This is a genomic window from Pradoshia sp. Z3_51 (assembly GCF_058215915.1).
Genome location: NZ_JBZAJC010000008.1, coordinates 26,820 through 51,793 on the forward strand (window position 1 = coordinate 26,820; position 24,974 = coordinate 51,793).

Sequence of the window (24,974 nt, forward strand, 5' to 3'; positions counted from 1 at the left end):
TAATCATGAAAGGATCTATAAATAGTTATATCAATGATTTACTCATGATAAAGTCGACTTGTTCTTCATCACCCATATAGAAGGAGTGAGATCCTATTTGAACAAATCCTCTTTTTTTATAAAAATTAAGAGCAATCTCATTCTTTTCCCAAACGCCCAGCCACATAAGCTTCTTCTTTTGTCCAATGGCTATTTCCTCTGCCTTATCCATCAGATAGTTGCCCAATCCGCTTCTTTTAAATTTTGACTTTATATAAATCCGCTCAATTTCTAGTGCCTCATCAGCTATTCTTTCAGTTTGAGCATCATTGAAATTGACCTTTAAATAGCCTGCGAGTTCTTCACAGAAATAGATGAAATAAAATTCAGAGGAAGCATTGGATAATTCCGTCTCTAACTGTTCGCGATTAAATGCCCTTTCTAAATAGGCCTTTAAATTTTCAGGCGAATTCTGATCCTTAAATGTATCAGTGAATGTCTGAATACTAATTTCTTGGAGGATCTGTATATCTTCATGATTGCACTTTTGTATATTTACATTCATTTTATGGATGTCTCCTTTATGTAATCAATACGTTCTCTTATTTCCTTTTTTCACAAATTCCCAATCTACTTCAATATTTTTTCTAACTCTTTGAAGGAGATCAAAAATAATATCTATCTCTGTTTCAGATAATCCAGCTAATGCTACTTTATTAGAATAATCATTCTCTCGTTTTATAAATGGGTAAACCTTTGCCCCTTTTTCCGTCGGAAAGAGCTTTTTTATTTTTTTGTTTTGATGATCAGCTTTCTTTTCAATAAAACCATTCAGTTCAAGTTTTTTTATAGCTCGTGCAGCCGTGGTTCGATCCACTTTTATCATCTCAGCTAACTTCTCTTGAATGATACCAGGATTCTCACAAATGCGGACCAGGTACAAATATTGCCCTTTAGTAAGGTCATATTCCTTAAATTCTATATTACTAATCGAATCTAAAGCCCTGGCAATCATGCCTATTTCCCGTAGAATTTCCTTCATAAATACATCTCCATTACTTTAAGCACTTAAATTATGCTATTATAATTATTATAGTACATTTTGTTGTATATGCAACAAAATGTATGATGAAAAAGACCGCAATGGATGTGCACCCTAAAAGTTAGAGTCAAAAGGCAACTTTTGGGGTCACCTTCAATTTAGCAGCCTTTTCATTACATCTTATTTATGTTAGATAGTCTGTTACCACATCACAGAATTCATCTGCAGCTTCATAATGAGGTGTATGACCGCTATTTTTCATCGTATATATTTCACCTTGTTTAACCACGGTTATATACGTTTGAACTTGAATCGGGCAGGTCACAACATCATGCTCTCCTAAAATTAAGAGACAGGGGATATTGATTTTTTTCAACAGAGGCAAAACTGACTCAAATATCTTTCCTTCATCTCTTAAGCGGTCGAAATGGATTGCTGATTTATTATAGAAGTTATCCCACTGATCATCTGAATATACGCCTGTATCAGTTGGATTAGTAAAATTATGAGTATAGATTTCCATCCTATTTTCTTCTAGAAGTTCACCAATCTCCATATATCCCTCTACCAGTTCTCGTGCTGAAAGAGTGGCGTCATTATAAAGTTTTATACACTTTAATTCATGCTCGACCATCTTATATTTTTCAAATAAACTAGCCGTTTTTTTAAGAAGTGCTTTAGCTGTTAGTCTAAAATCAAATGTTGGTCCTTCAAAAATTACTTTTTCTACGGAGTTAGGATACCGTGATGCATAAAGTACTGCCAAGTAACCTCCAAAAGAATGCCCTATTATAGACCATTTCTTTATTCTAAGTAATTGCCGAAGCCCCTCACAATCGTCAACCAAGTCATCAAGACAAAATGTTTCTCCAATACTTATGCCTTCAGACCTGCATACCCCTCTTTGATCAAATGCTATTAGTTTGAATTTATCTCCTAAACGAGTCTTTTGGTGATAGGTGAAATCGAAGCAGCCTTCTCCGGGGCCTCCGTGTAAATATAAAATCGCTTTATCACATTTTTTATGGCTGATTTCCACATATATCTTTTTCCCTTTAATATCAATTAATTGTCCATTCTCCATTTAGTTATCCTCCTTATATTCAATGATTAGATTATCTACTTCCTATATAAGGAGGAGCTCTTGTAGAGAAGCATAGAATACAGTGTTAATGAAACGGCTTATTACAGTACCTCACAATTTACCTCCAATCAAGTTTTTAAAAATCCTTTTAGGTTTAAAGAGAAAACTAAGTTATTCTATTGAGAAGTAACTATCCTAATTCGGATTAGGGTTTTTAAGAACCTCACTTAATTGTAAAGGAGAGATAGTTCCTTGATGAAAATATAATTGCCATCTGCCACCAATCAATTTCCATATTGAACTTCGATAGGTGTTACGATTACGAGTGCTATCAACAATGAAATAAGTAGATAAAACAACATCTTGCGCTAACGGATAAATATTATAGTTATAGAGTGACATCTCAGTTAAAACCACTCCATCTTCCAGACAGGCTTTTTTATCAAACATAAACCCTGAACTGCCAATCTCAAAGAAATCGTCTGCCAGTATGTTATCCAGCTTGTCCCGACTTTTACGAACTTCAAATCCAATATGGCTTTCTTCTAATTCCTTTAATTGTTCCTTTAATTTCACATCCATTTAATCAGTCCCTTTACTAACGCATTATTATTTTAATCCGCTTATTTTATAGCCCTTTATCTACTAATTGTGTTTTTACTATCTAATATTTATTTTCAAATTAGGTGTAGCATTCTCATTTCTGGTGAGGTATCTTAACATTTTGCGCTTGAAATTGAATATTTTTCTGTATTTCTTCAAATGTTAGACAATGGAGGTGAGAGTAAATGAAGAATAATCAAAATCAATCTAATCAATTCCGGGTACGAAATCAGGAAACGACATCAAAAAACGGTGATACTCCCTTAAAACATATACCCACTGTAAATAGCCGTCACGGTTCAAATATCAAGACGAATGATGAGTGATCTAATGATATCAGCCAAATGAAAGGAGCAATTGGATGACTAACTCTAGCAAGGATTCTATTCAAATAAAAATGGAGCAAATTTTATCTCATACCTGCGGCTCCTTTGAAAATTGTACAGAAACCAATATCCAGACTTTTTTAACCCAATGCTATGAAGAAAATATCGATCCCCAATATTGCTTAAGCTGGATCGCAGAGCATAATGCAAAAATCCCTAATTGGGCTAATGTATCAAAAATCTCACAGGAATGGATTAATGGACATACCTCTACTGGCTCTACGTTTTTTAATAATGAGGGAGATGTACTTCGGTAAAAGCAAAGCTGTCCATAGGGCAGCTTTTTATTACTTACCTTCACTTCTATTTGATGGTAAAAGTTTTTTCAAAATCGCTAAATTTTCTTCAAGAAATGCAGCGTTTTTTTCCATTCCACGCTTCTTACACCACCCAATGCTATTGAAGGCATCTGTAAATCGATAAAAGGGCAATACAATATCTAAATCAATTAAAGGTCGGATACTTTTATAGCCCTCTTTATATGCCTGGTAGAGGGTATGATCGCAGCTTAAAATATCACGATAAATTTTAGTGAAATCGATTTCTGTTGAACCAAATCGTACGGATTCAAAATCGATGATTCCTGAGACTTGATTGTCGTCCACTATAATATTGGCGGGGCGAAAATCCATATGTACTAAGCTTGGTCCGTCTGGGGCAGGGAGTTGCCGTTTCATGATTTCAAACTTTTCTATAGCCTGTTCATATAAATGTTCATCCAATACATCTCTTACATCCACAGCAAAACTATAGAATTTTGATTCAAGAAAGTCGGACCAATTCGGGAATTCATTTTGTATGGCAATCAACTCGTTCGTTATCGGCAGCTGAATAGAATGCATTGAAGCATGTATAACTCCAACATGATATACTGCTTTGGGTGAAGCCACAGGTGTTAAAGGTTGTCCTTTTAATTCGGAAAGCAAAAAAGCACTAGGGCACTCCTCATCTCCAAACCAACAATCTAGCATATCAGGAATCGCAATTCTTCCTTTTAAAATCTCATAAGCTTCCAATTCCCGCTGAAACTTTAACTTTGTATAAGGAATTTTAATAAAAACCGTCGCTCCCCTAAGCAACTCACATTTATAGACGTTTGAACTAAAGGAATCTTCAACTTCATTCATTGATATTACCTGCAATCCAAAATGTTCAATGATATGTTTTATAATAAAAATCTCCTCCTCATCGAACTTACTCTATCTGAAAGCTCAAAGACAACGCTCTTTACGATACTCGTTTCTCAATATAAAACAACAAAATTTAACATATGTATTCCATCTTTAAAAACTCGAAAGTGCTGCCATTTGTATCTTGCATAAAAATCTCAACATCTTTAAATCCAACTTTTCTATATACATTAATTGCTCTTTGATTAAATGTAGCAACTGATAAGGTGATTTTTTGAGGGTTCGCTTCAAATTTAATAAACTCCATACCTTCCTTTAAAAATTCTAATCCCATCCCTTTTCCAGTTAAATCAGGCCTCATCCCTAAACCGATATCAACCGTGTTATCGTCAATTCTGTGAATACTCAAGAAAGCTATTAATTCTTCATCTTTTGATACAGCGAACATAGAGTTACCTCGTTTATCAACATCTAAAAATTCCTCTAAATCATCTTTATCCGCTTCCAAATCATAAAAAGAATATTCACTATCATAATGCCAGGTGAAAGCAATTGTTTCTGCTTGTTCTTGTGCCATACTATATATTTCAAATGACATTCTATCTTTCACTCCTCATTATTTTTATTCACCTTAGCTGTAAAAAAGAAAGCAAGATAACTTGCCCTCTTGAAAGAATTTACACCTGTTTTTCCTTTTGAAAAGTAACTATTACAACACCAGCAATAATTAAAATGGCACCTACAAAGAAATTAATGCCCAACTTTTCATTTAGTATGAACCACCCTAAGAAAGAACCAACCAGTGGCTGAAAAAAGAAAAATAATGAGCCGATTCCTGCATCCATCATTTCTAATCCTTTGTTCCAAAGGAAAAACGCTCCCGCAGTTGAAACTACCCCCAGATAGATAACCCCCATGATAACTAAAGCACTATCATAGTCAGCAGCATTTGATTGAAGTTCCCATATCATTACAGGTGTTGTAAACACAAGCGCAAACATGACCGCATAGGTAGTGATTGTTAATGACGTAAAACGCGCAGAGGCAATTTTTACATAGACGGATAATAAAGCCCAGGTAATGGCAGCTCCCACTAATATCATGCTACCTAAAAAATAATCTCCAGCCTTTGTATCCCATCCAATAACAATGGTGACTCCGATTGATGCGAGTATGACCGAGATAACTTTTCTGCCCGTTAGCTTTTCCTTCAGAATAAGCGTTGCAAAAACAACCATAAAAGCTGGTGTAGCTGATGTTATTAAAGATCCCGTATGGGCATCGGATAATTTAGTACCAATGAATTGAAAAGCAATTGATACAAAGTAACCTATAAACCCAATCCACCCCAGCAGCAGCCAATCTTTCATCTGTATCGTTTCACGAGTTTTACTTTTGACTTGAATGGTCTTTAAAATAGCGTACAAAACAACAAATGCAACTACATACCTTAGCCATACTAGCGTCAATGGCGGAATAAAATCCAAAACATATTTGCTCACTACGTACATACCGCCCCACAAACTGGCGGCCAAGGATAAACAAACAGCTCCGAGTAAACTTTGTTTCATTTTGAAAATACCTCCGTCTACAAAAATAGGATTATTAAAAATCATCTTCAGCTAAGACGAGGTATGACTTTTTTGACTGTTCATTCCTCAACTTATGAATGAACAGCTGGTTGGTCATTTTCTAATAGATTTAATTACAATCTCATTACCGATTACACCACAAATTGCCATTTTGTATTCATCTAAAGTATAAACTATCTCTTCTACTATACGTTTTTAATCTCCAGCCATTCATTTTCTAAAATACTCATTTCCCATAAACTCCAGTATTCATCGCCATTTTTACTTGCATCTCTATGTAAACCCTCTTTTACAAATCCTGCCTTTTCGTAACAATCAATGGCAGAGTCATTAAAGTCAAATACTCCAAGACTAACCCTATGTAAGTGAAGTTCTTCAAATGCGATTTTAAGTATTTCTTTAATCATTTGCTGACCGATCCCTTTACCTCTTGTGTTTTTATCACCGATTAGGACTTTTCCAACTCTTGCAGATTCGTTTTTTCTATCAATTCTCCCCAAAGAGATATGTCCAATAACGTTGCCTGTTTCTTGATCAACCACTTTATAAATCAGAGCTTCTGAGTTAGCATGATTGGCATTCTCCATGTACTTTTCTAATTGAGTATCATTCAAGGGATAGTTAAACCCAGGGCCACCCCATTGAAGTAAAAATGCAGGCGAATCAATCCAATTGATAAGCTGTTTAAAATCAGAGCGTTCAAAATACTTTAGTTCTATCATGATTACCACCTCCCCTTAATACTGGTCTAGATATATAGAACATCTCTAATTTAAAGACTTCTTAAATACATAACTTACTTTGTCATAGTTCATCCGCTCTTCATAAAAACGATGGGTATCTTTACGCTGCAATCCTGATGATAAGGATATCGTTTCATAATTGTTTTCCTTAGCCCATTGATGAACATATGTAAGTAATTGTTCACCATATCCTTTGGAACGTTTATTTATATCCGTAACCAAATCACATACCCAAACAAATCGTCCATAATAAAGAGTGATCATCGTTTTAAAACCAATTACCGCAACTATTTCACCCGCATCAACCAAAGCAAACATTTTGTATCTATCGCTTTCTTGTGCATCCAAGACGAGTTCAAGATAGGAGTTTTCATCGAGATGAGTACGCAGCTGCTTCATCACAGGGAATGCTTCAACTATTTCATTTACTGATTTAATTTCTTTAATCGTGAACGGATCCATAATCCACCTCTTATTTCTGAATATTTAGTCATTTTATCTTGCAATTTGCCTGTTCTACTCTATTCTTTAGTAATTCCGACTTCCTTTATTTTTCCCCCAGTAAAAAGCCATGGAATAACTCCCCTCCAAAAGGTTCTAATATATTTTCAACTAAATGGATTACTTGATCCTTTTCTCCTGTCTTATAAAAACAATCAAATGCTTCTACAAATTGGTTTGCAAATAATTCATCATATTAGAGAACGAACTACCCATTTTGATGTGCCAATCCATTGACGGTTTGCTCTTAAGATAAATTCACTTACCAATTCAGCAAGTGTATTGGCTATAAAGAGTTCCTCTGCCCGATTCGTACAGCCTTTAAAATCATCGAGTGCATCCGTAATAAAATAACGCTTCGTATTGATTATTTCGGCTGTCCATTCTTCTGGACCTTTAGCCAGTATTTCTTTAGCCTCTTTTTTAATCGAATCGATTATTCCGCAATCTTTTAAGATTATCCCTTCAGAAATCATTCTTGACAGTGAAGGTCTTGCCCTTTCACAGTCACTTTCAACAAACAGTTTATAAGAGGTTAAATTATATACGAACATTTCAATAGGCCATCCAAATTCAACTAATGACTCTCGATAGGATGAACTGATATTTTTATCGAAAATAACGATATCCAAGTCAGATGTTTCAGTTGCTTCACCCCGAACAACGCTCCCTGCCAATAGAGCACCCTGACAGTTTGGAAAATAAATTTTAATAAACCGTTGCCCGGCTTCAATTGGACTTATTTTATTAAATCCACCCATTGACTCACCTCTGATTCGACAAATTTCTCAATTATTTGATTCTACATTGAGATATGAAATACCTTCCAAAAACCAAAGCTTTATCGAAAACAAAAAAGAACTGGTTGACAGCTCTTGATTTTATTTAATAGTTTCCCATTCTTCTCGCAATAAGCCCATTCTAATTGAATCGTAATATTCGTTATCATAGAAACGGCATTTTCTTAACCTTGCTTCCATTTGCATACCTAATTTTTCTCCAACTTTGATCATTCGCTGATTACCAGACCAGGTTGTGTACCCTACACGAACTAAAGGCATCGTTTTAAATAAATGGTCAATCCATAATTTTAAAGCTCTCGTACCATATCCCCCATTCCAATATTGAGGACTATATATACCAATGCCCATTTCTAGCCACTTTGACGGCTCATGCTCCCAGTAATAACTGACTGTACCAATTATTTTTCCATCTACTTCTATTCCCCAGTAGTAATCTTGATTGATAATCTTATCCCTTTTCTTCAAGTAATCATCATAGGATATAGACTTATGTTCAAAATAGGGGGCATCCCACTTTTTCCATTCAGGAGATTCTTCTTTATAAACTAATTCCCATAAAGAATATAAATCTTCTTCAAGATAAAATAAGCTATTCCTAATAATTCAAGGGTTTTTACTCTTATCTACCAAGCTTCTGTAAGAGATTTACGTATTTTACTTATTCTTTTAATGGTTATACCAAAAGTCTGTCTTATCTAACTTATCTTTTGTATTGGAATTTTTTGAATATTGTAGAATTACATTCATCCCTCATATAATGGATTTATGATGAAGATGAAAGTAGGGATACTTATGCAAGGTAATGAAAAAACATTAGGATATGTACGAGTAGTTATTGATGAAGTTGGCAAAGTAGCACATATTTGTCCAAACACTCTGCATCATCCTGATCCAGACGAACAAGAACGTTTACAAAAAATAATTTCAGTTAATCACTTAGATGAAGTTTTCTCTAAAATGGGCCATTCCTATAAAGATTGCCAGGTTTTAGTCGTATTCCACGAAAACAATAACCATGTATGTGTAGAGCATTCTATGACGATTCAACCAAATTTCAAAAGCTTCTGGAGAGAGAGAATCACCAAAAAAATCGAAAAGCATCATGAAAGCATGCGCGATGAAATCCATATCCAGAGCCGAATTGATTTGTGGGAAGATACATACAAAGAAACATTTGTTCCAACAAGAAAGGTTGGCTAAAATAGATGGAAACAGCAAGCATAATGCTTGCTGTTTCTGTTTGTTTACTCCTATACATCTATTATCCCAACAAGCTCCTATCAGAAATTTGCGTATTCCGTTTTAGTTTTTGGAATTCATTCAATAACTGATCAATGGTTAACGTTTGTTTAGAGTTTTGATCTGCTTCATAAATAATTTCACCGCTATCCATCATGATTAATCGATTGCCCAAATCAAGGGCCTGCTGCATATTGTGGGTTACCATTAAGGTTGTCAATTTATGTTCTTTTACGATTTTTTTCGTAAGTTCGGTTATAAGCTGAGCCCGTGATGGATCGAGTGCTGCAGTATGCTCATCAAGGAGGAGTATATCCGGCTCTGTAAAAGTAGCCATTAATAAGGATAGCGCCTGTCTTTCCCCTCCTGATAACAAGCCGACCTTCGCAGATAATCGGTTCTCCAAACCTAAATGAAGCTCCTCTAGTTTTTCTTTAAAAAACAGTCTGCGCTTATTTGTAACTCCGAAACTGAGCCCTGCTCTTTTTGTTCTTGCATAGGCAATGGCCAGGTTTTCTTCGATTGTCATCGTCGGAGCAGTACCTGCCAGAGGATCCTGAAAGACCCTTCCTATTTTTCGGGCACGGCGGTGTTCCCCCGCATACGTCAAATCGGTTCCGTTAAGGATGATTTTTCCTGAATCGGGCAGGATTTTCCCTGAAATTAAATTCATAAGTGTGGATTTACCCGCTCCATTACTTCCAATTACCGTCACAAAATCCCCTTGCTTCAATTCAAGATTAATCTGATTTAATGCCATTTTTTCATCAGGAGAGCCTTCATTAAACACTTTTAATATCTGACTTAGTTGCAGCAAGCTGCTCTCCCCCATTCTCATTTATACTAGGTTTAACTGCTTCAGCATTCAAGGCTTTCATTCGATTGCGTCTTTTCCGGGATTTTTTCGTACTGTCTATCCATTTTGGAATAAGCAAAGCAATAATAACAATTACTGCCGTAATTAGTTTCATATCTCCCGCTTCAAGAAACTCCACTTTAAGGGAAAAGGCTACAACCAATCGATATAAAATCGCTCCGCCAATAACCGCTAAGGTCGCTCTGGCAATGGATTTAGAACCGAAGACTGCTTCCCCGATAATAACGGATGCAAGCCCAATGACGATCATTCCAATCCCCATTCCGACATCAGCAGACCCAATATACTGTGCGACAAAAGCTCCTGATAAAGCGACCAGCGCATTGGCGATTCCAAGTCCCAGCATTTTCGTCATATCTGTATGAACCGAAAAGCTGCGCACCATTTGCTCATTATCTCCAGTTCCTCGAATGGCAAGGCCTATTTCTGTTTTCAAAAATGCATCCAGTAACATCTTGCCTACGATAACAAATAAAATCATCGGCAATACAATGGACCATGTATGCGGAATATAGCCTTCTAATCCAATGTTTGTGAAAAGTGATGCAATCCAGTTATCAATTCCAAGACTCGCCCACCATGTACCAAGCTTAGTAAAAATTGTATCCTCTGATAATAAGGATACATTTGGCTTACCTAGAATTCTTAGATTAATAGAATATAAGGCAATCATCATTAAAATTCCCGATAACAGTGGATTAATCTTCCCTTTTGTGTGCAGTAACCCCGTAATTATTCCTACAAAGAACCCTACAAATATCGCCGAAAACGTAGCAAGGATAGGACTTGTTCCGCCTGTAATTAAAATGGAAGCGACGGCCGCCCCTGTTACAAAGCTTCCGTCCACTGTCATATCAGGAAAGTTAAGAATTCGAAATGATAAGTAAACACCTAAGGCCATAATGCTATAAATAATGCCGGCTTCCACCGAACCAAAAACAGATGCAAACACGTATTAACCTTCCTTTCTGTTTGGATTAATTACGGCTGAAGAACCTTATTCCAGAAATTCAGCTTCCTCTTTAATTTTAGTAAGATCTATCTTCATTTTTTCAGCGGCTGATTTATTAATAACTAATTTCAAATCATTCGGTGCTTCAACAGGCAAGTCCTTCACCTCTTTTTCACCCTTCAGTAATTGCACAGCTTGTTCCCCCGCCTGATAGCCGATATCATAATAATTGAAGCCATATGCTGCAAAGCCACCTCTTTTGACTGAATCCAATTCTCCAACAAATAAAGGAATACTTTCTTTTTCTGCAACCTGGATCACAGACTCGAGTGCGGATACAACTGTATTATCTGTAATGATATAAATAGCATCTACTCTACCCACCAAAGAATCTGCAGCTTGCTTTACTTCAGAAGTGTTTGCAACAGAAACCTTTTCAACAGACACTCCATTTTTCTTTGCTTCATCTTCAACAGTTTTGACCTGAACCTCCGAATTTTGCTCACCGGCATTATAAATCGTTCCTATTTTCGTATAGCCCATTTCTTTTATCAACTTCACTGTATTAGGGATCGCTTCAGGGTGAGTATCTGTTGTTCCCGTCACATTTTTATCCGGTGCTTCCATGCTGGATACCAATTTTGCCCCTACTGGATCTGTAACAGATGTAAATACAATCGGTATATCCTTTGTAACATTGGCTGCAGTTTGAGCACTTGGAGTAGCATTAGCAAAGATTAAATCGACTTTTTCACTCACTAAATTAGTAGCAATCGTTTGATTATTATTTAACTCCCCCTGAGCATTCTGTTCATCATATTTAATGGACAACCCAGAATCCTCAAGAGCCTTTTTAAAGCCCTTTGTGGCCTCATCAAGCGATGGATGTTCAACAAATTGAGAAATCCCTACTGTATACTGTTTTCCTTCTCCATTTTTCTCACCTTCGCCGGACGATTTTTCATCCGAACCACAGCCTGCAAGTGCAATGGTTGATATTACAGCTATACTTGCCAATAAACTTTTCCATTTCATGATATGCTCCCCCACCCTTTATCGCTTTTATGCTTTTATTCGTTAAATTATAGCCTGAAAATTTTAGAATTGCAATAAATAATATAGAATATTCAGACAATAAAGCAGTGGCATATCTGTAAAAATTGAAACTTAAACTATAATATGCTGTTTTTTAGCTGGGTGAGTAGGTTGATTAGTTTTAGCAGGATAAGACCCATAAAAATGATAGATAAATACGGATTAAGCAAAAAAAATTCCCGCATCACTGCGGGTCCAAAGTTCGTTTTTCTATTTTGTTTGCTGCAGCACAGTATTTCTTAAAGCTCTGCGTAAAATCTTACCTGTCGTATTTTTAGGAAGCTCCTCCATAAATTCAATCGATGTAGGTACTTTATATTTTGCTAAATGCTCATGGCAATAGTTGATTAATTGCTCTTCCGTTAAATCTAGGCTTTTGGATACTACAAAACATCGGATGACTTCTCCAAGATTCGGATCCGGAGCCCCTATTACAGCTACCTCCGATACTTCGGGGTGTGCAAATAAAACTTCTTCAACTTCCCTAGGATAAACATTAAAGCCACCGACAATAACCATGTCTTTTTTCCGATCAACAATATAAAAATATTCTTCATCATCTGCACGAGCTAAGTCACCAGTATATAACCAACCATCCTTAATGGTAGCTGCAGTTTCTTCTGGCATTTTATAATAGCCCTTCATGACATTTGGACCTTTAACAATCAATTCTCCAACTTCACCCGCTGGAACCTCTTCACCCAATTCATTTACGACTTTATTCTCAACATGAATGATGGATTTTCCAATAGAGCCAGGCTTTCTAGGGCGATCAATTGGGTTAAAACAGGTAACTGGAGATGCTTCTGAAAGACCATATCCCTCTGACACAATAACATTAAATTTCTTCTCGAAATTTGTTAATAACGCAACCGGCATAGCTGAACCTCCGGAAATACAGAACCTGAGAGTTTTAAAGCTATCTTGATTAGCCTCGGGATATTGCAATAGATAATTGAACATAGTAGGCACACCTGCGAAAAGGGTTACTTCATATTTCTCGGCCACTCTGAACACTTCTTGTGGACTGAATTTAGGCAGGATGATTAATGTACCTCCATTTATTAGTGGCGCATTTAAAGAAACCGTTAAACAAAATACATGGAACATTGGCAGCACCGTAATAACACGGTCATCTTCATTGATCTGTAAGTAATCTGCTACATCCCGGGCATTACTATAGAGATTTTTATGCGTAAGCATAGCACCCTTTGGTTTACCGGTCGTCCCTGAGGTGTACAAAATAAGGGCGGTGTCATCTTCCTCCACTTTCGGGGCAGAAAATTGTCCGGTAGCAATTTTGAGTATATCTGTAAACGGTTTCATTTTGTCGCTGATAGATAGGTTCTGAGGCAATTCATCTGGTCCTGTACCGGACGGACAAACAATCACATGATTAATATCTGGCAGTATCTTTCTCATCTTATCAAACATAGGAATCAGCAAATCCAATGTGATTACTGCTTTTACATCACCATTTTTCAATATGTAGGCTATTTCATCTGGTGTATACGTTGGATTAATCGGGATAGCCGTTGCACCCAATCTCATTAATCCATATAAACCAATTATGAAATGCGGTGAATTACCCAATAATAGAGCAACATTATCTCCTTTGTTTACCCCTAAACTCTGAAGACCATCAGCAAACCGTGTAACAGCTGCATTCAATTCAGCATAACTCGTTTCCTGATCCATAAAAATATAAGCTGGTTTTGTTTTAAACTTTTCTGCCGTTTCTAGAAGTTGGGTTGATAAATTCATATTATTCCCTCCCCTGTTAGAAAGGTGTAAGTTTTGTTAAAATATTCTAAATACACCCAATTTTTATTATAGAAAAAGAACTAGGTATAAGCAACTATTTAATCGAAATCATAGATTAAGCAATCCCTACATTCACAATATTCATAAACAGGATAATTTACCTATAACCTTTATGTTTTCACAAAAATATCGTATTTTTATTGATATAGTTATTTGTATAAATAAAAAGCTTCAAACGGATTTAACCCATTAGAAGCTTTTTGATAGAAAGTATTTTCACTTTTTATTTAATATAAAAGATTAACAAAATCCTCTTTTGTGATATTTCCAAAATAATGACTGATATTCACATCTTTCAATGCATTTTCTAGTTCAGATTTTGAAAATCTAACACCAACTAATCGTTTTTGGATTTCTTCTACATCACCCACTCCAAAGAAGTCACCAAATATTTTGCATTCCTCAATTTTACCTTTAGCTACCTCTAAGCGAACATCTATTTGTCCAACTGGGAAACGATGAGAATGCTGAATATTAAACTTAGGTGATTTTCCATAATTCCAATCCCATTGTTGATAACGTTCTTCAGAGATTTCCATAATTTTTTTCCAGTCTTCATCAGTCCATTGATATTCTTGTACATTCTCCATTCCACCAAAAATATGTTCAAGTAGCTTTTGGCGGAATTCTTCCATAGTCAATGGTTCAGACAGGAACTCGGAAATATTGGCAACTCTTGAGCGAATGGATTTTATTCCTTTTGATTTAATTTTATCTTCTTTCACCTTTAAGGCCGAAACCACATTTTCAATTTCACTGGAAAGCATTAATGTTCCATGGCTGAACATTCTTCCCTTAGTGGCAAATTGAGCATTTCCTGAAATTTTGCGTTCTCCAACTACTAAATCATTACGACCACTTAATTCAGCATTTACGCCTAGTTCCTTCAATGCTTCCACCACAGGTTCAGTGAACTTCTTATAATTATGGAAGCTTTCACCATCATCTTTAGTGATAAAGCTATAGTTCAAATTACCGAGATCATGGTAAACCGCACCGCCGCCGGAAAGTCTGCGGACAACAATAATATCGTTCTCTTCTACATAATCACTGTTGATTTCCTCAATTGTATTTTGGTTCTTTCCAATAATAATGGATGGCTGATTAATATAAAATAATAAATATGATTCATCAATATCCAAATGTTTTAATGCATACTCCTCAATTGCCAAATTAATACGTGGATCTGTTATTCCTCTATTATCTAAAAATAGCATTACTCAATCCCCCTAAAATTAAATATAAATTTGTAAACCAGTCTTGGCTAAATCAATCTCACCCTTATAGACTTTTGCGGCTTGCTTTACCAGATCATTCTGATTCCCGAAGTGCGGCAAATGGGTCAAGATTAAGGTTTGAACTGTTGCATCCCTGGCTATTTCTCCGGCTTGAATGCTGGTTAAATGACCGGCCCTTTCAGCCATATCCATGCCCTCATAAAAATTGCACTCGCATAGTAAAACATTCGCATCCCTGAAAAAAGACACGAGTTCAGGAAAATAGGCTGTATCTGCCGTATAAGCCAATCTTTTGCCCCCTGCTTCAATAACATAAGCATAGCATGGAACGGAATGCTTCGTCTTAAGTGCCTTAACATGGAAAGGACCAATTTGAACAGATTTCCCTTCCACAATAGGTTCCCATACAGTCTGGCTTTTATATGTCAGAGTAACAGCTGTAGCTTTATCTTCCGTATGAGCATATATAGGCAATGGCTCTTTTTCAATTCCTACCATTTGATCGATTAATAATGCATGCTGCAGGACCCCTATATCTGCAATATGATCTGTATGAAAATGTGATAAAAGAACGGCGTCCAAATCGCCTGGTCTTATGTATTCCTGTAACTGAGATAATACTCCGCTTCCACAATCAAGCAGCAATTTAAATCCTTCATGCTCAATCAGATAACCCGAACTGGCTTCTTTCTTCCCAGGATAGCCGCCCCAAAACCCGATAACTGTTAAACGCATTTTATCCCCCCATTAAAAATCAATCTAACTTTATATTGTTTGTTGGCAAATGGCTGTAACGAAATCTATAAGCTATAAAATTCCTATCGTTCTTTCTCATAATCTGTCCTTTTCCACTAATTGCATGCAATTATAACCAATTTCATGGTTATGACTCCGCAAAATCTAATATAGCTTCACACTCAATATATAACAATTAGCCTATTTTTTCATCTTTTTCAAAATTGTCTTAAAACAGTGTTGACTTTCCATATCTGTTATAATACAATGACATTATCAAGCAGTTATATAACAGATTCGAAAATGGATTATCTGTTATAAATCAATTAAAAAACGGAGGTTTTAAACATGGTACGAAACGTTATGGAATTCTTCAGAAATTTGCCCCCTAAGAAATGTTCAGAATGCGGTGAAAACATTGAAGAACAGCACGAATGCTACGGAATCGTCTGTGATAAATGCCTGCGTCATGTATCTGAATAGTCTTTAAATAATGTTAGCAGCAATCCCCTTTAATCCTGGGGTGCTCATATCGACTGTATTCATACAGTCCCTGATTTTTTAAATTCCCTCTATTTTGCGATTTGCAAAAAACCAGCCAATTATATATGGCTGGTTATTTTTTAGGTTATTTTTAAAGAAAACATAAATAAATCATTCATTTATAAATTCACTTGATAAGAGTTCCTATAGTAAGAAATCCTTTATTGATGTTAACTTTTCAACATATAGCTAAACAATGGTCTGCTTCTGCTTTAAACCCTTTATCAATTCGAATTTCGGTTCTATAGAAGAAAGAATTGTTAATCTCCCCTTTGAAAAAAGACAATAATCCATCTTATAATTCCAATCAACACTATAAGAATTCCATTTGCTATTGTAATAAGTCCTAAAAACGCTCCAAGAATAATAAAGATAGCTCCGAAAAATTAGCATCCTATCTACTATGGATTAGCTCTAATAATGAAAATATAGAGATAGTTACCGATAGCGATAAATATATAAAATTATCAAAGCAAGATTCAACAGACCTATATAAAATTTTAACAGGGGAAACATTAATAAAATAATTCTATATCTTTTATTCCTATCATGGATGTAGCGTTTGTTGATAACAAGTATAGCCCTTCCTTTACATCTCAGATTAATAGTAACAATAACAGCAATCTCTATGAAAACAGTCTTTATAAAGAAACGCTCAAACGGTGGTTCACATCATTTGAGCGTTTCTTCGTTATTAGACTGTCTTCATTGTATTTAGATAAGAAATAACTAGGTTCTAAAATGCAATCCCTTCTAAATAATAGATAGCCTATGTTTTTACACAGCTATCTGTTCTCCCCCGTTGCCGCTAGGGATTGAATCATCGTCATATCTCCAATTTTATTATTCAAGGTGATTGCCTCCTTCTGAATGTGGGTATAAAGCTGTAATAGGACTCATATATAATACTTCAGAAGCTAAGGAGTGATTGAATATGATAACCTGGATGCTGGCCTTTATATTTTTTATCATACTATTAATAATCGGTGAAACGGCAGGTAATATCTATTTAACAAAATTAATACAATCTTCACATGATCTTGAGGATGCAGCATTGAAAGAGAATTAAATATTTTTCAGCTGATTCTTTTTTATAAAACAAAATGCTGTTCGTAGAGGTTATTACTAATAGCTTAATAAAAAGAGACTATTTTGGTGCCATATCCGAAAAGTTAGAGTAAAACTAACTCCTAGGGTGCGACACCTTATTTGCAATCGCCTGCGTTATCTCTATTTTAATTAACCACTATAGAATTATCTAATGTATTTACTGATATTAATAAAATCCCCTTTGAACTAAACTGTCCTTCGTATTATAAAAAGGGCGTTAATCCGTCTTGGGTTAATACCCCACATAGTTGAAGGGGAAAATTATTTATGGTACTCCATTAACCAACAGTCCTGAAATTCCCCTTCGTGCAATTCATTCTTAGGCAGTATTTTAACCTTTTTAAATCCACATTTTTCATAGCATCTGATAGCCCTTGTATTTCTTAATTGAGGGTCCATCACTACTCTTTCAGCTCCTTTTTCTTCAGTTAAAAAATAAACCATAGATGATACAAGTAATGTTCCAATCCCTTTATTCCAGTAATCTATTTCCCCAATAAATTGGTCAGTACCAAAAACATTTTCTTGAAAAAATCCATAGTCATTTTTTGTGTCATCATCCAATTGGTAAAATTGAATATATCCAATTTCGGTATCATCGATTTCCACAATACATCTCACTTCACTATCTTCAGGTGGATAAAAAGCTTTTTCAACTTTTTCTAAATTAAATGGGTTGTCTCTACCCTCATAAAATTCGAGAACCGTTGGGTTTGATAGCCATTTTACAAATAGATATTTATCCTTTTTTTCTAATCTTCGAACCTTTAGATTACCATTTTGAAACAGCATAAATATTCCTCACTTATTATTTATAATAGATAGGTAATTCGTTTCCTTATAGGCAAATTCCTGCAATTAGCTAGCTATCCAGCTAATCCTTCCCCCGATAGTTAAATAAGAAGTAAGTTTAATTAGAAAACAATATCTACGAACAGAGCCCAATAAAAAGATATAAAAAATCCGATTAATTCTTCTCCATAATAAGAGGAATTAATCGGATTTGTTTATTTTGTAAAGTTATAGATTTTTTTCTTTAATAAATGTAAGGACCTGATTCATGGCAGCAATCCCCTGATCAATACAGTCAGGCATTCCAATACCATTATAGGATGCTCCGGCCAGATAAATTCCCGGAAGCTCCTTGTCCATTCTTTCTTTAATCATTTTTAAACGATCTAAATGACCGACTTCGTACTGAGGCATCCCTTCATTCCAACGAGTGACGATGGTGAAATCCGGTTTTTCAGTAATTTGCATGATTCTGTTTAAATCATCCAATACAATTTGTTCAATTTCACCGTCTGATAAGTCTACGACTACCTCATCACCGGCTCTTCCTACATAACAGCGCAGTAAAACCTTGCCATGAGGCGTAGTATGCGGCCATTTTTTATGAGTCCATGTACAAGCCGTAATCGTATAATCACTGTTTCTTGATACAAGGAATCCTGTTCCATCAATATCCTCTTTAATCGCGCTTACATCAAATGCCATTGATACCGTTGCAACCGATGTGGAAGGTATTACCTTAAACGGCTCAAACATCCCATAATCCGGCAGCATTTGCGGAACAGCCTGATGGGGAGTAGCCAATATAGCTGAAATGACAGGTAACCGATCCCCATTATTTAATGTCAGCATATATCCTTCACCTGTTTTAATAATCCCATCAACTCTTGTCCCTTTAAGGATTTGATTTGCTGGAAGCTTTGCTTCAATGGCATCCGTCAATGATTGCAGCCCTTTATTAAAGGTTCGGAACATACCAATTTTGCTATCTGCTGCTGATTTATTGTCTTGTGATACTGGTTTTTTAGGACGGTTCTTTTTTGTACCCAATACAATGCTTCTGTATTTCTTCTCCAATTTTAGCATATCAGGAAACGTGGACATTGTGCTTAACTTGTCGAGATCGCCTGCATAAATTCCTGAAAGAAGAGGCTCAACCAGATTCTCCACTATCTCATCCCCAAGACGGCGCCTTAAAAATTTCCCTAATGGCTGATCGCCTGGCTCTTTAGAACGCGGCAGGATAAAATCCATAGCTGCTCTCATTTTACCTGATAGAGAAAACAGCCCCGTTGTAATAAACGGCCCTATCTCCGTAGGAATCCCCATAACCGATCCACCCGGAATTGGATGAAGGTTATCCTTTACGAGAATATAAGATTTCCCTGTTGAATTTGGAACAATCGTGCTTTCAAGACCCACTTCTTTCGCCAATTCTGTCATGCTCTTCTTTCGAGCCAAGAATGAATCTGGGCCTCTTTCAATGACAAAACCGTCACGTTCTACCGTTTGCATTTTACCGCCAAGCCTAGTTGTAGACTCTATTAGAATTACATTATATGGAAGATTGTCTTCCTTTACTTTTTTATCAAGGTAATAGGCTGCCGTCAGACCCGCGATTCCACCACCAATGATTGCAATATTTTGTTTCGTTGAATCCAATTTTATCGCCTTCTTTTCATTGTTGGTTATCAGTTAAGCTCCATTTTTTTCATAACTGCATCAACCATGGCATTGATGAAATCAGGATGCGTATTCGGCATGGCAGGGCGATAGTATGTTGCGCCTATCTCATCCGTAACCACCTTACATTCATAATCATTGTCATAAAGAACTTCCAAATGCTCAGCCACAAAGCCAACCGGTGTATAGACAAACGCTTTATATCCATGTTGTTCATAAAGATCTCTTGTCAAATCCTGAACATCCGGTCCAAGCCATGGATCAGGTGTATTTCCGGCACTTTGCCAACCAACCGCATAGTTTTCAACGCCTGCTCCTTCAGCAACCAGTTTTGCTGTTTCTTCTAATTGCTGTTCATATGGATCGCCTAGCTGTTTAATTTTTTCAGGTAAGCTATGTGCAGATACGATTAATACCGCTGCTGATCTTTCCTCCGGAGTCATTTGATTAAATGCTTCTTTTACATGGTCAACCCAATATTTAATGAAGTTTGGTTCTTTGTACCAGCTTTCAACTGAAGTAATTTTCATGCCATATTTATCAGCAACATCTTTTGCACGTCCATTGTATGATTTAATGCTGAAAGTGGAATAATGAGGTGCAAGCACAATGCTAACTGCCTCCGTGATTCCGTCAGCATGCATTTTTTCAACAGTATCTTCAATAAATGGCTCAATATGTTTCAAACCTATATAAGCTACAAATTCATATTGATCCTGTACTTTATTTAGCGCTGCTTCCAAATGAGCTGCCTGATCTTCCGTTGTCTTTCCAAGCGGTGAAATCCCGCCAATCGCACGATATCTTGAAGTCAAGTCTTCAAGCATTTCTTCAGACGGCTTTCTTCCGTGACGAATATGTGTATAATAACGCTCAATATCATCTTCCTTATAAGGTGTACCGTATGCCATTACTAATAAACCGATTTTTTTCTTTGTATGTGCCATTATTCAGCCTCTCCTTTTGATGTGATGATAGTTGCAGAATACTCATGTATAAATGCAGTCAGGCGTTTTAGAACTTCAGGATTTACCTCTGGGAAGACCCCATGTCCAAGGTTAAATACATGACCCGGTTCCTGTAATCCCTGTTCGATAATCTCTTTTGCCTTCTTCTCAATGGCATCCCAGGATGAGGTAAGCAATGCCGGATCAAGATTTCCCATTACTGTTTTGTTTATTCCGATATTTCTTGCTTCAGTAATGGACAGCCTCCAGTCAAGACCGACAACATCAAGTGGAAGGCTATTCCATTCCTTAGCCAAATGGCTTGCTCCCACACCGAACATAATCAAAGGAACTCGCACTTCCCTAAGTTCTGTGAATATCCGATTCATAATTGGTTTAATATAGTATTGGTAGTCTTGAACATTTAAGGCACCGACCCATGAATCAAATATTTGGATTGCTTTTGCGCCTGCTTTTACTTGAGCTTTCACATAGATAATAATGGTATCTGCCAGCTTATCCATTAATGCAAACCATGCCATTGGTTCGGTATACATAAATGCTTTTGTTTTTGTATAATTCTTAGAAGGACCGCCTTCAATCATGTAACTTGCGATTGTGAAAGGAGCTCCTGAAAATCCGATTAACGGGACGGATAATTGTTCTTCAGTCAACAGTTTAATCGTATCGAGAATATAAGGAACATCTTCTTCTGGATTTAATTCACCAAGCTTTTCGACATCGGCTAATGATTGAATTGGATTGTCGATAACCGGACCAATTCCTGATTTAATGTCAACCTGTACACCAATTCCAGGCAGCGGAGACATAATATCTTTATATAGAATAGCTGCATCTACATCGTATTGTTCAACCGGTAGTCGAGTTACATAGGCTGCTAATTCAGGTTGATGAGTAATTTCAAATAAGGAATATTTTTCTTTAATTTTTCGGTATTCAGGCTGAGATCTTCCCGCCTGTCTCATATACCATACTGGAGTGTGATTTACCTTCTCTTTATTAATTGCTTTTAGGAAGGTATCATTGAATTTTTGTCTCAAAGCCGCTCCGCCCCTCTTTTTTACTATATATTTTATATTTTTTTCCTAAATTACATCGTTTAGGCATCAATAACAACTATATCCTTTCAGCCTTTCCTTGTATATAATCGTGAAAAAATTGTCAAAAAATAGACTTAATTTAAACCATTATAGTTAAATGCTCCTTACCTAACAGCAATGTAGGTTATGACTTAACTAATAATGGGTAAATAAAATGTTACAAATTAGAATAATTACTATTAACTAACGACTCCATTATACTAAAATATCTAATCAGGGGGCAAATAATGAACTTCTATATAACGACAGGAACCTTCAGCTTTTTAAAAAGGATACAAGATAAACGAGCAAATTTACCGCTTATTTTATTGAACAATCCTAAAACTGCCGCTCTGATTCATGAAACGGATCAGAAAACAATCTTTTCTTCAGCAAGAAAGTTCGAAGTTTTGGATGGATTCGGTCCACTTAAACAAGAAGGATTTTATGCTCTACATAATATACCTGTTTCTATTGAAGATCGGCCTGCATTTGAATTTGACCTTAAAAATAAATTAGTGTCCATCAAAAATGAAACTGGGATCCATGCGATGCGTATACTTAGCCCTATCAAATCTGATACCTATGTTGTTTTGACAAACTGGAAGAACGAACAGGCCTATGCAAAAGGGGATACAAGTGCACTAGTCCCAAATAAGTCCAGCCTTTTTAACACACAGGTATTGTTTACAGGCAGTCCTTACACTGTCACCTTTCATGCTTACAAAGAAGAAAACAAGTAGGGGAATGCAATTATCATATTTGAAAACCGTCTACAATGATAACCATACTGACATATCATCTATTTGGCTCCTTAATCATTGTTTATCCTTTTTTTAAAATGTCAATCTACTAAACTTATAGAAGTTTTACTAAATTTAGTTTAATAATGGTTAATTATGTAAATAAGGATACTAGGAAACCATGTCATTTAATTAGGGGGATTATATGGAAAAGGAGCTATTTCAAAGATTAGAAGATGATTTCAAAGAAATGGTGGCCATTCGCCGTTATTTGCATAAGCACCCTGAGCTTTCCTTTCATGAAAAGAAAACAGTACAATTCATAAAAAATTTTTATAAAGAATTAAATGTCCCTATCCGAAGCAATGTTGGAGGTGGCGGGATTGTGGCGACCATACATGGTAAATCCCCTGGCAGAACAGTTGCCCTGCGTGCAGATTTTGATGCCCTCCCCATCCAGGATGGAAAAAATGTCTCTTACCGCTCAACAGTCCCTGGAGTCATGCATGCCTGTGGCCATGACGGACACACAGCTTTATTGCTAATATTGGCCAAAGCGATTAAAGAAATGCAGCATCTGTTGGAAGGAACATATGTCTTTATACATCAGCATGCAGAAGAACTTGCTCCCGGTGGGGCAAAATTTATGATTGAAGATGGCTGCCTTGATGGTGTAGATGCCATTTTTGGAACACATCTTTGGTCTCCATTCCCTACTGGATCTATTTATATAAGCCCTGGCCCAATAACCGCCACTGCCGATCGGTTTAAAGTGACCATATACGGTCAGGGTGGTCATGGGGCAGAGCCTCATACTTCAAAAGACTCATTGGTCATTGCGTCAGAAATCGTATCTCTCCTGCAAACTATAACGAGCAGAAGAATTGATCCAATGGAAGCAGCCGTTTTAACAATCGGGAAATTTAAAGCTGGGGAAGCATTTAATATCATACCTGATAAAGCCTTTTTAGAAGGTACTGTCCGAACCTTTGAATCAGAAGTTCAAGAACAAATTATTGAGGAAATTGAACGAATTGTTCAAGGTGTCTGCCTGGCAAATAACTGCCAATATGAACTGAGATACTTCAGAGGATATCCTCCAACCATTAATCATCCATCAGAGACTGACTATATTGAATATAAGGCAACCGAAATCGTCGGATGCGAAAACATAAAAAAACTTACACCCCTGTTGGTAGGAGAGGATTTCTCGTACTATCTTCAACAGGTCAGGGGATCTATGTTTTTTACAGGCGCTGCTCCCGAGAACACAGATCACCCTTATCCACACCACCATCCTTTATTCGATTTTAATGAGAAAGCCATGTTAATTGCCGCAAAGACCTTGGGCAGTGCAGCCATCGGTTTTCAGGAATGGCGCTATTTCTAATCCCCTTACTTCCACCAGCAAATTTTATCTTCGACATTTTAATATGAAAAACAGAAAAACTGGCATATCTTTAATCGATGCCAGTTTTTAAGCCTAATAATTTTATTTTCAGCCCATTTCCTCTTCAGTAAACCATCTCATTTGATAAGCGTGTTTTGCCGTTTCACCCAATTGTTCAAGCAGCTGATGATTGGCCCAGGCTCCTACAATTGCGCCGATTCCCGGCACCAACTGCATCATTTTTATAAAGTCAATCGAATCCCGGTACTCCTGCTGAAAGCTTTGCCAATCAATTTCCTGGTACAATCCTTTTTTGTTTTCCCAGTCTTCAATCACTGGGAGAAGCTCTTTCCTTTTTTCTAAAGAAGAAAAAGCAAGCTGGAATACTAACAGGATAAATACTCTTTCCTCCCATTTTCTTGGGTCAAAACCATAAAGCTGAGAGATATTAAATAGATACTTTATTTTTATAGATAGAAGCAGTGGAAAGTCCGATAGACCAAGCAATATTCCTCCTGCCCCTGTTCCCGCTCCTTCAATGACTGCTGTTCTTCTATATATATTCAGCATAGATTGAGCCAGCTCTTCCTTTTCCTCGAGCGTATTCCCAACATGGTCTACTTTCTTAAAATAGGTTGAACCGTATAATACGCCGTCCACCATTGTTTTAATAGAAGAGCTAATTATATCATGTACTTTTTGAGGTATCTTTTGATTAATTGCCGTTTGGGCCTGTTTGGAGATACGCATTGCCATACTTGGCTTAGCGCTGATTTTCTTCTTCCATAACATCAAATCCTGCTTGGCTCTTTCCTCGTACCGTTCAGATGACATACAAAACCT

General features: G+C 36.4%; 28 protein-coding genes and 1 pseudogene. 7 read left to right on the plus strand and 22 right to left on the minus strand.

Annotated elements, in window-relative coordinates:
* Positions 1 to 25: 25 nt before the first annotated feature.
* From paiA to AC4BHA_RS14275, 4 genes are all read right to left on the minus strand, one after another.
* Positions 26 to 544, minus strand: coding sequence for a spermidine/spermine N(1)-acetyltransferase (gene paiA, locus AC4BHA_RS14260; protein ID WP_490558833.1), 519 nt, complete (start codon positions 542 to 544; stop codon positions 26 to 28).
* Positions 545 to 568: 24 nt separating this feature from the next.
* Complete coding sequence (locus tag AC4BHA_RS14265; RefSeq protein WP_066101766.1) at positions 569 to 1,021, minus strand: MarR family winged helix-turn-helix transcriptional regulator; 453 nt, start codon at positions 1,019 to 1,021, stop codon at positions 569 to 571.
* A gap of 184 nt (positions 1,022 to 1,205) precedes the next feature.
* Positions 1,206 to 2,105, minus strand: a complete 900-nt coding sequence (locus AC4BHA_RS14270) for an alpha/beta fold hydrolase (protein ID WP_490552062.1) — start codon at positions 2,103 to 2,105, stop codon at positions 1,206 to 1,208.
* Between the two features lie 195 nt (positions 2,106 to 2,300).
* Complete coding sequence (locus AC4BHA_RS14275; protein WP_140461135.1) at positions 2,301 to 2,687, minus strand: nuclear transport factor 2 family protein; 387 nt, start codon at positions 2,685 to 2,687, stop codon at positions 2,301 to 2,303.
* Between the two features lie 206 nt (positions 2,688 to 2,893).
* Here AC4BHA_RS14275 and AC4BHA_RS14280 point away from each other — a divergent pair, with 206 nt between their 5' ends.
* Positions 2,894 to 3,034 (plus strand): hypothetical protein, encoded by a 141-nt coding sequence (locus tag AC4BHA_RS14280; protein WP_490552064.1) that lies wholly within the window; start codon positions 2,894 to 2,896, stop codon positions 3,032 to 3,034.
* Between the two features lie 35 nt (positions 3,035 to 3,069).
* The gene (locus tag AC4BHA_RS14285; protein WP_066101781.1) at positions 3,070 to 3,351 is read left to right on the plus strand and encodes a hypothetical protein; all 282 of its coding nucleotides are present in this window, start codon (positions 3,070 to 3,072) and stop codon (positions 3,349 to 3,351) included.
* 30 nt (positions 3,352 to 3,381) lie between these two features.
* On the opposite strand, the gene AC4BHA_RS14290 is transcribed toward AC4BHA_RS14285, so the two are convergent.
* From AC4BHA_RS14290 to AC4BHA_RS14320, 7 genes and pseudogenes are all read right to left on the minus strand, one after another.
* Complete coding sequence (locus tag AC4BHA_RS14290) at positions 3,382 to 4,221, minus strand: phosphotransferase family protein (protein ID WP_175354228.1); 840 nt, start codon at positions 4,219 to 4,221, stop codon at positions 3,382 to 3,384.
* A gap of 136 nt (positions 4,222 to 4,357) precedes the next feature.
* On the minus strand, positions 4,358 to 4,822 hold the full coding sequence (locus tag AC4BHA_RS14295; RefSeq protein ID WP_066101788.1) for a GNAT family N-acetyltransferase: 465 nt from the start codon (positions 4,820 to 4,822) through the stop codon (positions 4,358 to 4,360).
* Positions 4,823 to 4,901: 79 nt separating this feature from the next.
* Positions 4,902 to 5,795 carry a DMT family transporter gene (locus AC4BHA_RS14300; RefSeq protein WP_490552067.1) on the minus strand — a complete coding sequence of 298 codons (894 nt, stop codon included), beginning with the start codon at positions 5,793 to 5,795 and terminating at the stop codon, positions 4,902 to 4,904.
* Between the two features lie 206 nt (positions 5,796 to 6,001).
* Positions 6,002 to 6,538, minus strand: a complete 537-nt coding sequence (locus AC4BHA_RS14305; RefSeq protein WP_066101794.1) for a GNAT family N-acetyltransferase — start codon at positions 6,536 to 6,538, stop codon at positions 6,002 to 6,004.
* 45 nt (positions 6,539 to 6,583) lie between these two features.
* Positions 6,584 to 7,021, minus strand: coding sequence for a GNAT family N-acetyltransferase (locus tag AC4BHA_RS14310; protein WP_066101797.1), 438 nt, complete (start codon positions 7,019 to 7,021; stop codon positions 6,584 to 6,586).
* Between the two features lie 85 nt (positions 7,022 to 7,106).
* Positions 7,107 to 7,803: pseudogene (locus AC4BHA_RS14315) on the minus strand (nucleotidyltransferase domain-containing protein).
* 138 nt (positions 7,804 to 7,941) lie between these two features.
* Positions 7,942 to 8,466 (minus strand): GNAT family N-acetyltransferase, encoded by a 525-nt coding sequence (locus AC4BHA_RS14320; protein ID WP_490558850.1) that lies wholly within the window; start codon positions 8,464 to 8,466, stop codon positions 7,942 to 7,944.
* A 189-nt stretch (positions 8,467 to 8,655) separates the two neighbouring features.
* On the opposite strand from AC4BHA_RS14320, the gene AC4BHA_RS14325 reads away from it, so the two are divergent.
* On the plus strand, positions 8,656 to 9,063 hold the full coding sequence (locus tag AC4BHA_RS14325; protein ID WP_066101814.1) for a hypothetical protein: 408 nt from the start codon (positions 8,656 to 8,658) through the stop codon (positions 9,061 to 9,063).
* Positions 9,064 to 9,124: 61 nt separating this feature from the next.
* Here AC4BHA_RS14325 and AC4BHA_RS14330 read toward each other — a convergent pair whose 3' ends face one another.
* The 6 genes from AC4BHA_RS14330 to AC4BHA_RS14355 all read right to left on the minus strand — a co-directional run bounded on the left by AC4BHA_RS14330 (position 9,125) and on the right by AC4BHA_RS14355 (position 15,823).
* Complete coding sequence (locus AC4BHA_RS14330) at positions 9,125 to 9,919, minus strand: ABC transporter ATP-binding protein (RefSeq protein WP_066101815.1); 795 nt, start codon at positions 9,917 to 9,919, stop codon at positions 9,125 to 9,127.
* Complete coding sequence (locus tag AC4BHA_RS14335) at positions 9,885 to 10,931, minus strand: ABC transporter permease (RefSeq protein ID WP_490558834.1); 1,047 nt, start codon at positions 10,929 to 10,931, stop codon at positions 9,885 to 9,887. The genes AC4BHA_RS14330 and AC4BHA_RS14335 overlap by 35 nt, the downstream gene beginning before the upstream one ends.
* Positions 10,932 to 10,976: 45 nt before the next feature.
* Entirely contained in the window at positions 10,977 to 11,966 is a 990-nt protein-coding gene (locus AC4BHA_RS14340) for an ABC transporter substrate-binding protein (RefSeq protein ID WP_066101818.1), read from the minus strand.
* 270 nt (positions 11,967 to 12,236) lie between these two features.
* A complete protein-coding gene (locus AC4BHA_RS14345) occupies positions 12,237 to 13,790 on the minus strand; it encodes a fatty acid--CoA ligase family protein (protein ID WP_140461130.1) in 1,554 nt (517 codons plus the stop codon).
* 287 nt (positions 13,791 to 14,077) lie between these two features.
* On the minus strand, positions 14,078 to 15,067 hold the full coding sequence (gene lplA, locus AC4BHA_RS14350) for a lipoate--protein ligase (protein WP_066101822.1): 990 nt from the start codon (positions 15,065 to 15,067) through the stop codon (positions 14,078 to 14,080).
* 18 nt (positions 15,068 to 15,085) lie between these two features.
* Complete coding sequence (locus AC4BHA_RS14355; protein ID WP_490558835.1) at positions 15,086 to 15,823, minus strand: MBL fold metallo-hydrolase; 738 nt, start codon at positions 15,821 to 15,823, stop codon at positions 15,086 to 15,088.
* A gap of 348 nt (positions 15,824 to 16,171) precedes the next feature.
* Between AC4BHA_RS14355 and yhfH the strand changes: the two genes are divergently transcribed.
* Together yhfH and AC4BHA_RS14365 are read left to right on the plus strand one after the other, a co-directional pair.
* Positions 16,172 to 16,306, plus strand: a complete 135-nt coding sequence (gene yhfH / locus AC4BHA_RS14360) for a protein YhfH (RefSeq protein ID WP_077247967.1) — start codon at positions 16,172 to 16,174, stop codon at positions 16,304 to 16,306.
* Positions 16,307 to 17,300: 994 nt separating this feature from the next.
* Complete coding sequence (locus AC4BHA_RS14365; RefSeq protein ID WP_257468976.1) at positions 17,301 to 17,435, plus strand: hypothetical protein; 135 nt, start codon at positions 17,301 to 17,303, stop codon at positions 17,433 to 17,435.
* Positions 17,436 to 17,737: 302 nt separating this feature from the next.
* On the opposite strand, the gene AC4BHA_RS14370 is transcribed toward AC4BHA_RS14365, so the two are convergent.
* The 4 genes from AC4BHA_RS14370 to hemE form a co-directional block, all read right to left on the minus strand.
* Positions 17,738 to 18,268 (minus strand): GNAT family N-acetyltransferase, encoded by a 531-nt coding sequence (locus AC4BHA_RS14370; RefSeq protein ID WP_490558836.1) that lies wholly within the window; start codon positions 18,266 to 18,268, stop codon positions 17,738 to 17,740.
* 228 nt (positions 18,269 to 18,496) lie between these two features.
* Entirely contained in the window at positions 18,497 to 19,930 is a 1,434-nt protein-coding gene (hemY, locus tag AC4BHA_RS14375; RefSeq protein WP_490558837.1) for a protoporphyrinogen oxidase, read from the minus strand.
* 29 nt (positions 19,931 to 19,959) lie between these two features.
* A complete protein-coding gene (gene hemH, locus AC4BHA_RS14380) occupies positions 19,960 to 20,898 on the minus strand; it encodes a ferrochelatase (RefSeq protein WP_066101838.1) in 939 nt (312 codons plus the stop codon).
* Complete coding sequence (hemE, locus tag AC4BHA_RS14385) at positions 20,898 to 21,959, minus strand: uroporphyrinogen decarboxylase (protein ID WP_490558838.1); 1,062 nt, start codon at positions 21,957 to 21,959, stop codon at positions 20,898 to 20,900. The genes hemH and hemE overlap by 1 nt, the downstream gene beginning before the upstream one ends.
* Positions 21,960 to 22,246: 287 nt before the next feature.
* Here hemE and AC4BHA_RS14390 point away from each other — a divergent pair, with 287 nt between their 5' ends.
* Positions 22,247 to 22,741 carry a hypothetical protein gene (locus tag AC4BHA_RS14390; RefSeq protein ID WP_066101844.1) on the plus strand — a complete coding sequence of 165 codons (495 nt, stop codon included), beginning with the start codon at positions 22,247 to 22,249 and terminating at the stop codon, positions 22,739 to 22,741.
* Positions 22,742 to 22,946: 205 nt separating this feature from the next.
* The gene (locus AC4BHA_RS14395; protein ID WP_139891496.1) at positions 22,947 to 24,131 is read left to right on the plus strand and encodes a M20 metallopeptidase family protein; all 1,185 of its coding nucleotides are present in this window, start codon (positions 22,947 to 22,949) and stop codon (positions 24,129 to 24,131) included.
* Between the two features lie 108 nt (positions 24,132 to 24,239).
* Here AC4BHA_RS14395 and AC4BHA_RS14400 read toward each other — a convergent pair whose 3' ends face one another.
* On the minus strand, positions 24,240 to 24,965 hold the full coding sequence (locus AC4BHA_RS14400; protein WP_139891497.1) for an EcsC family protein: 726 nt from the start codon (positions 24,963 to 24,965) through the stop codon (positions 24,240 to 24,242).
* Positions 24,966 to 24,974 lie beyond the last annotated feature (9 nt).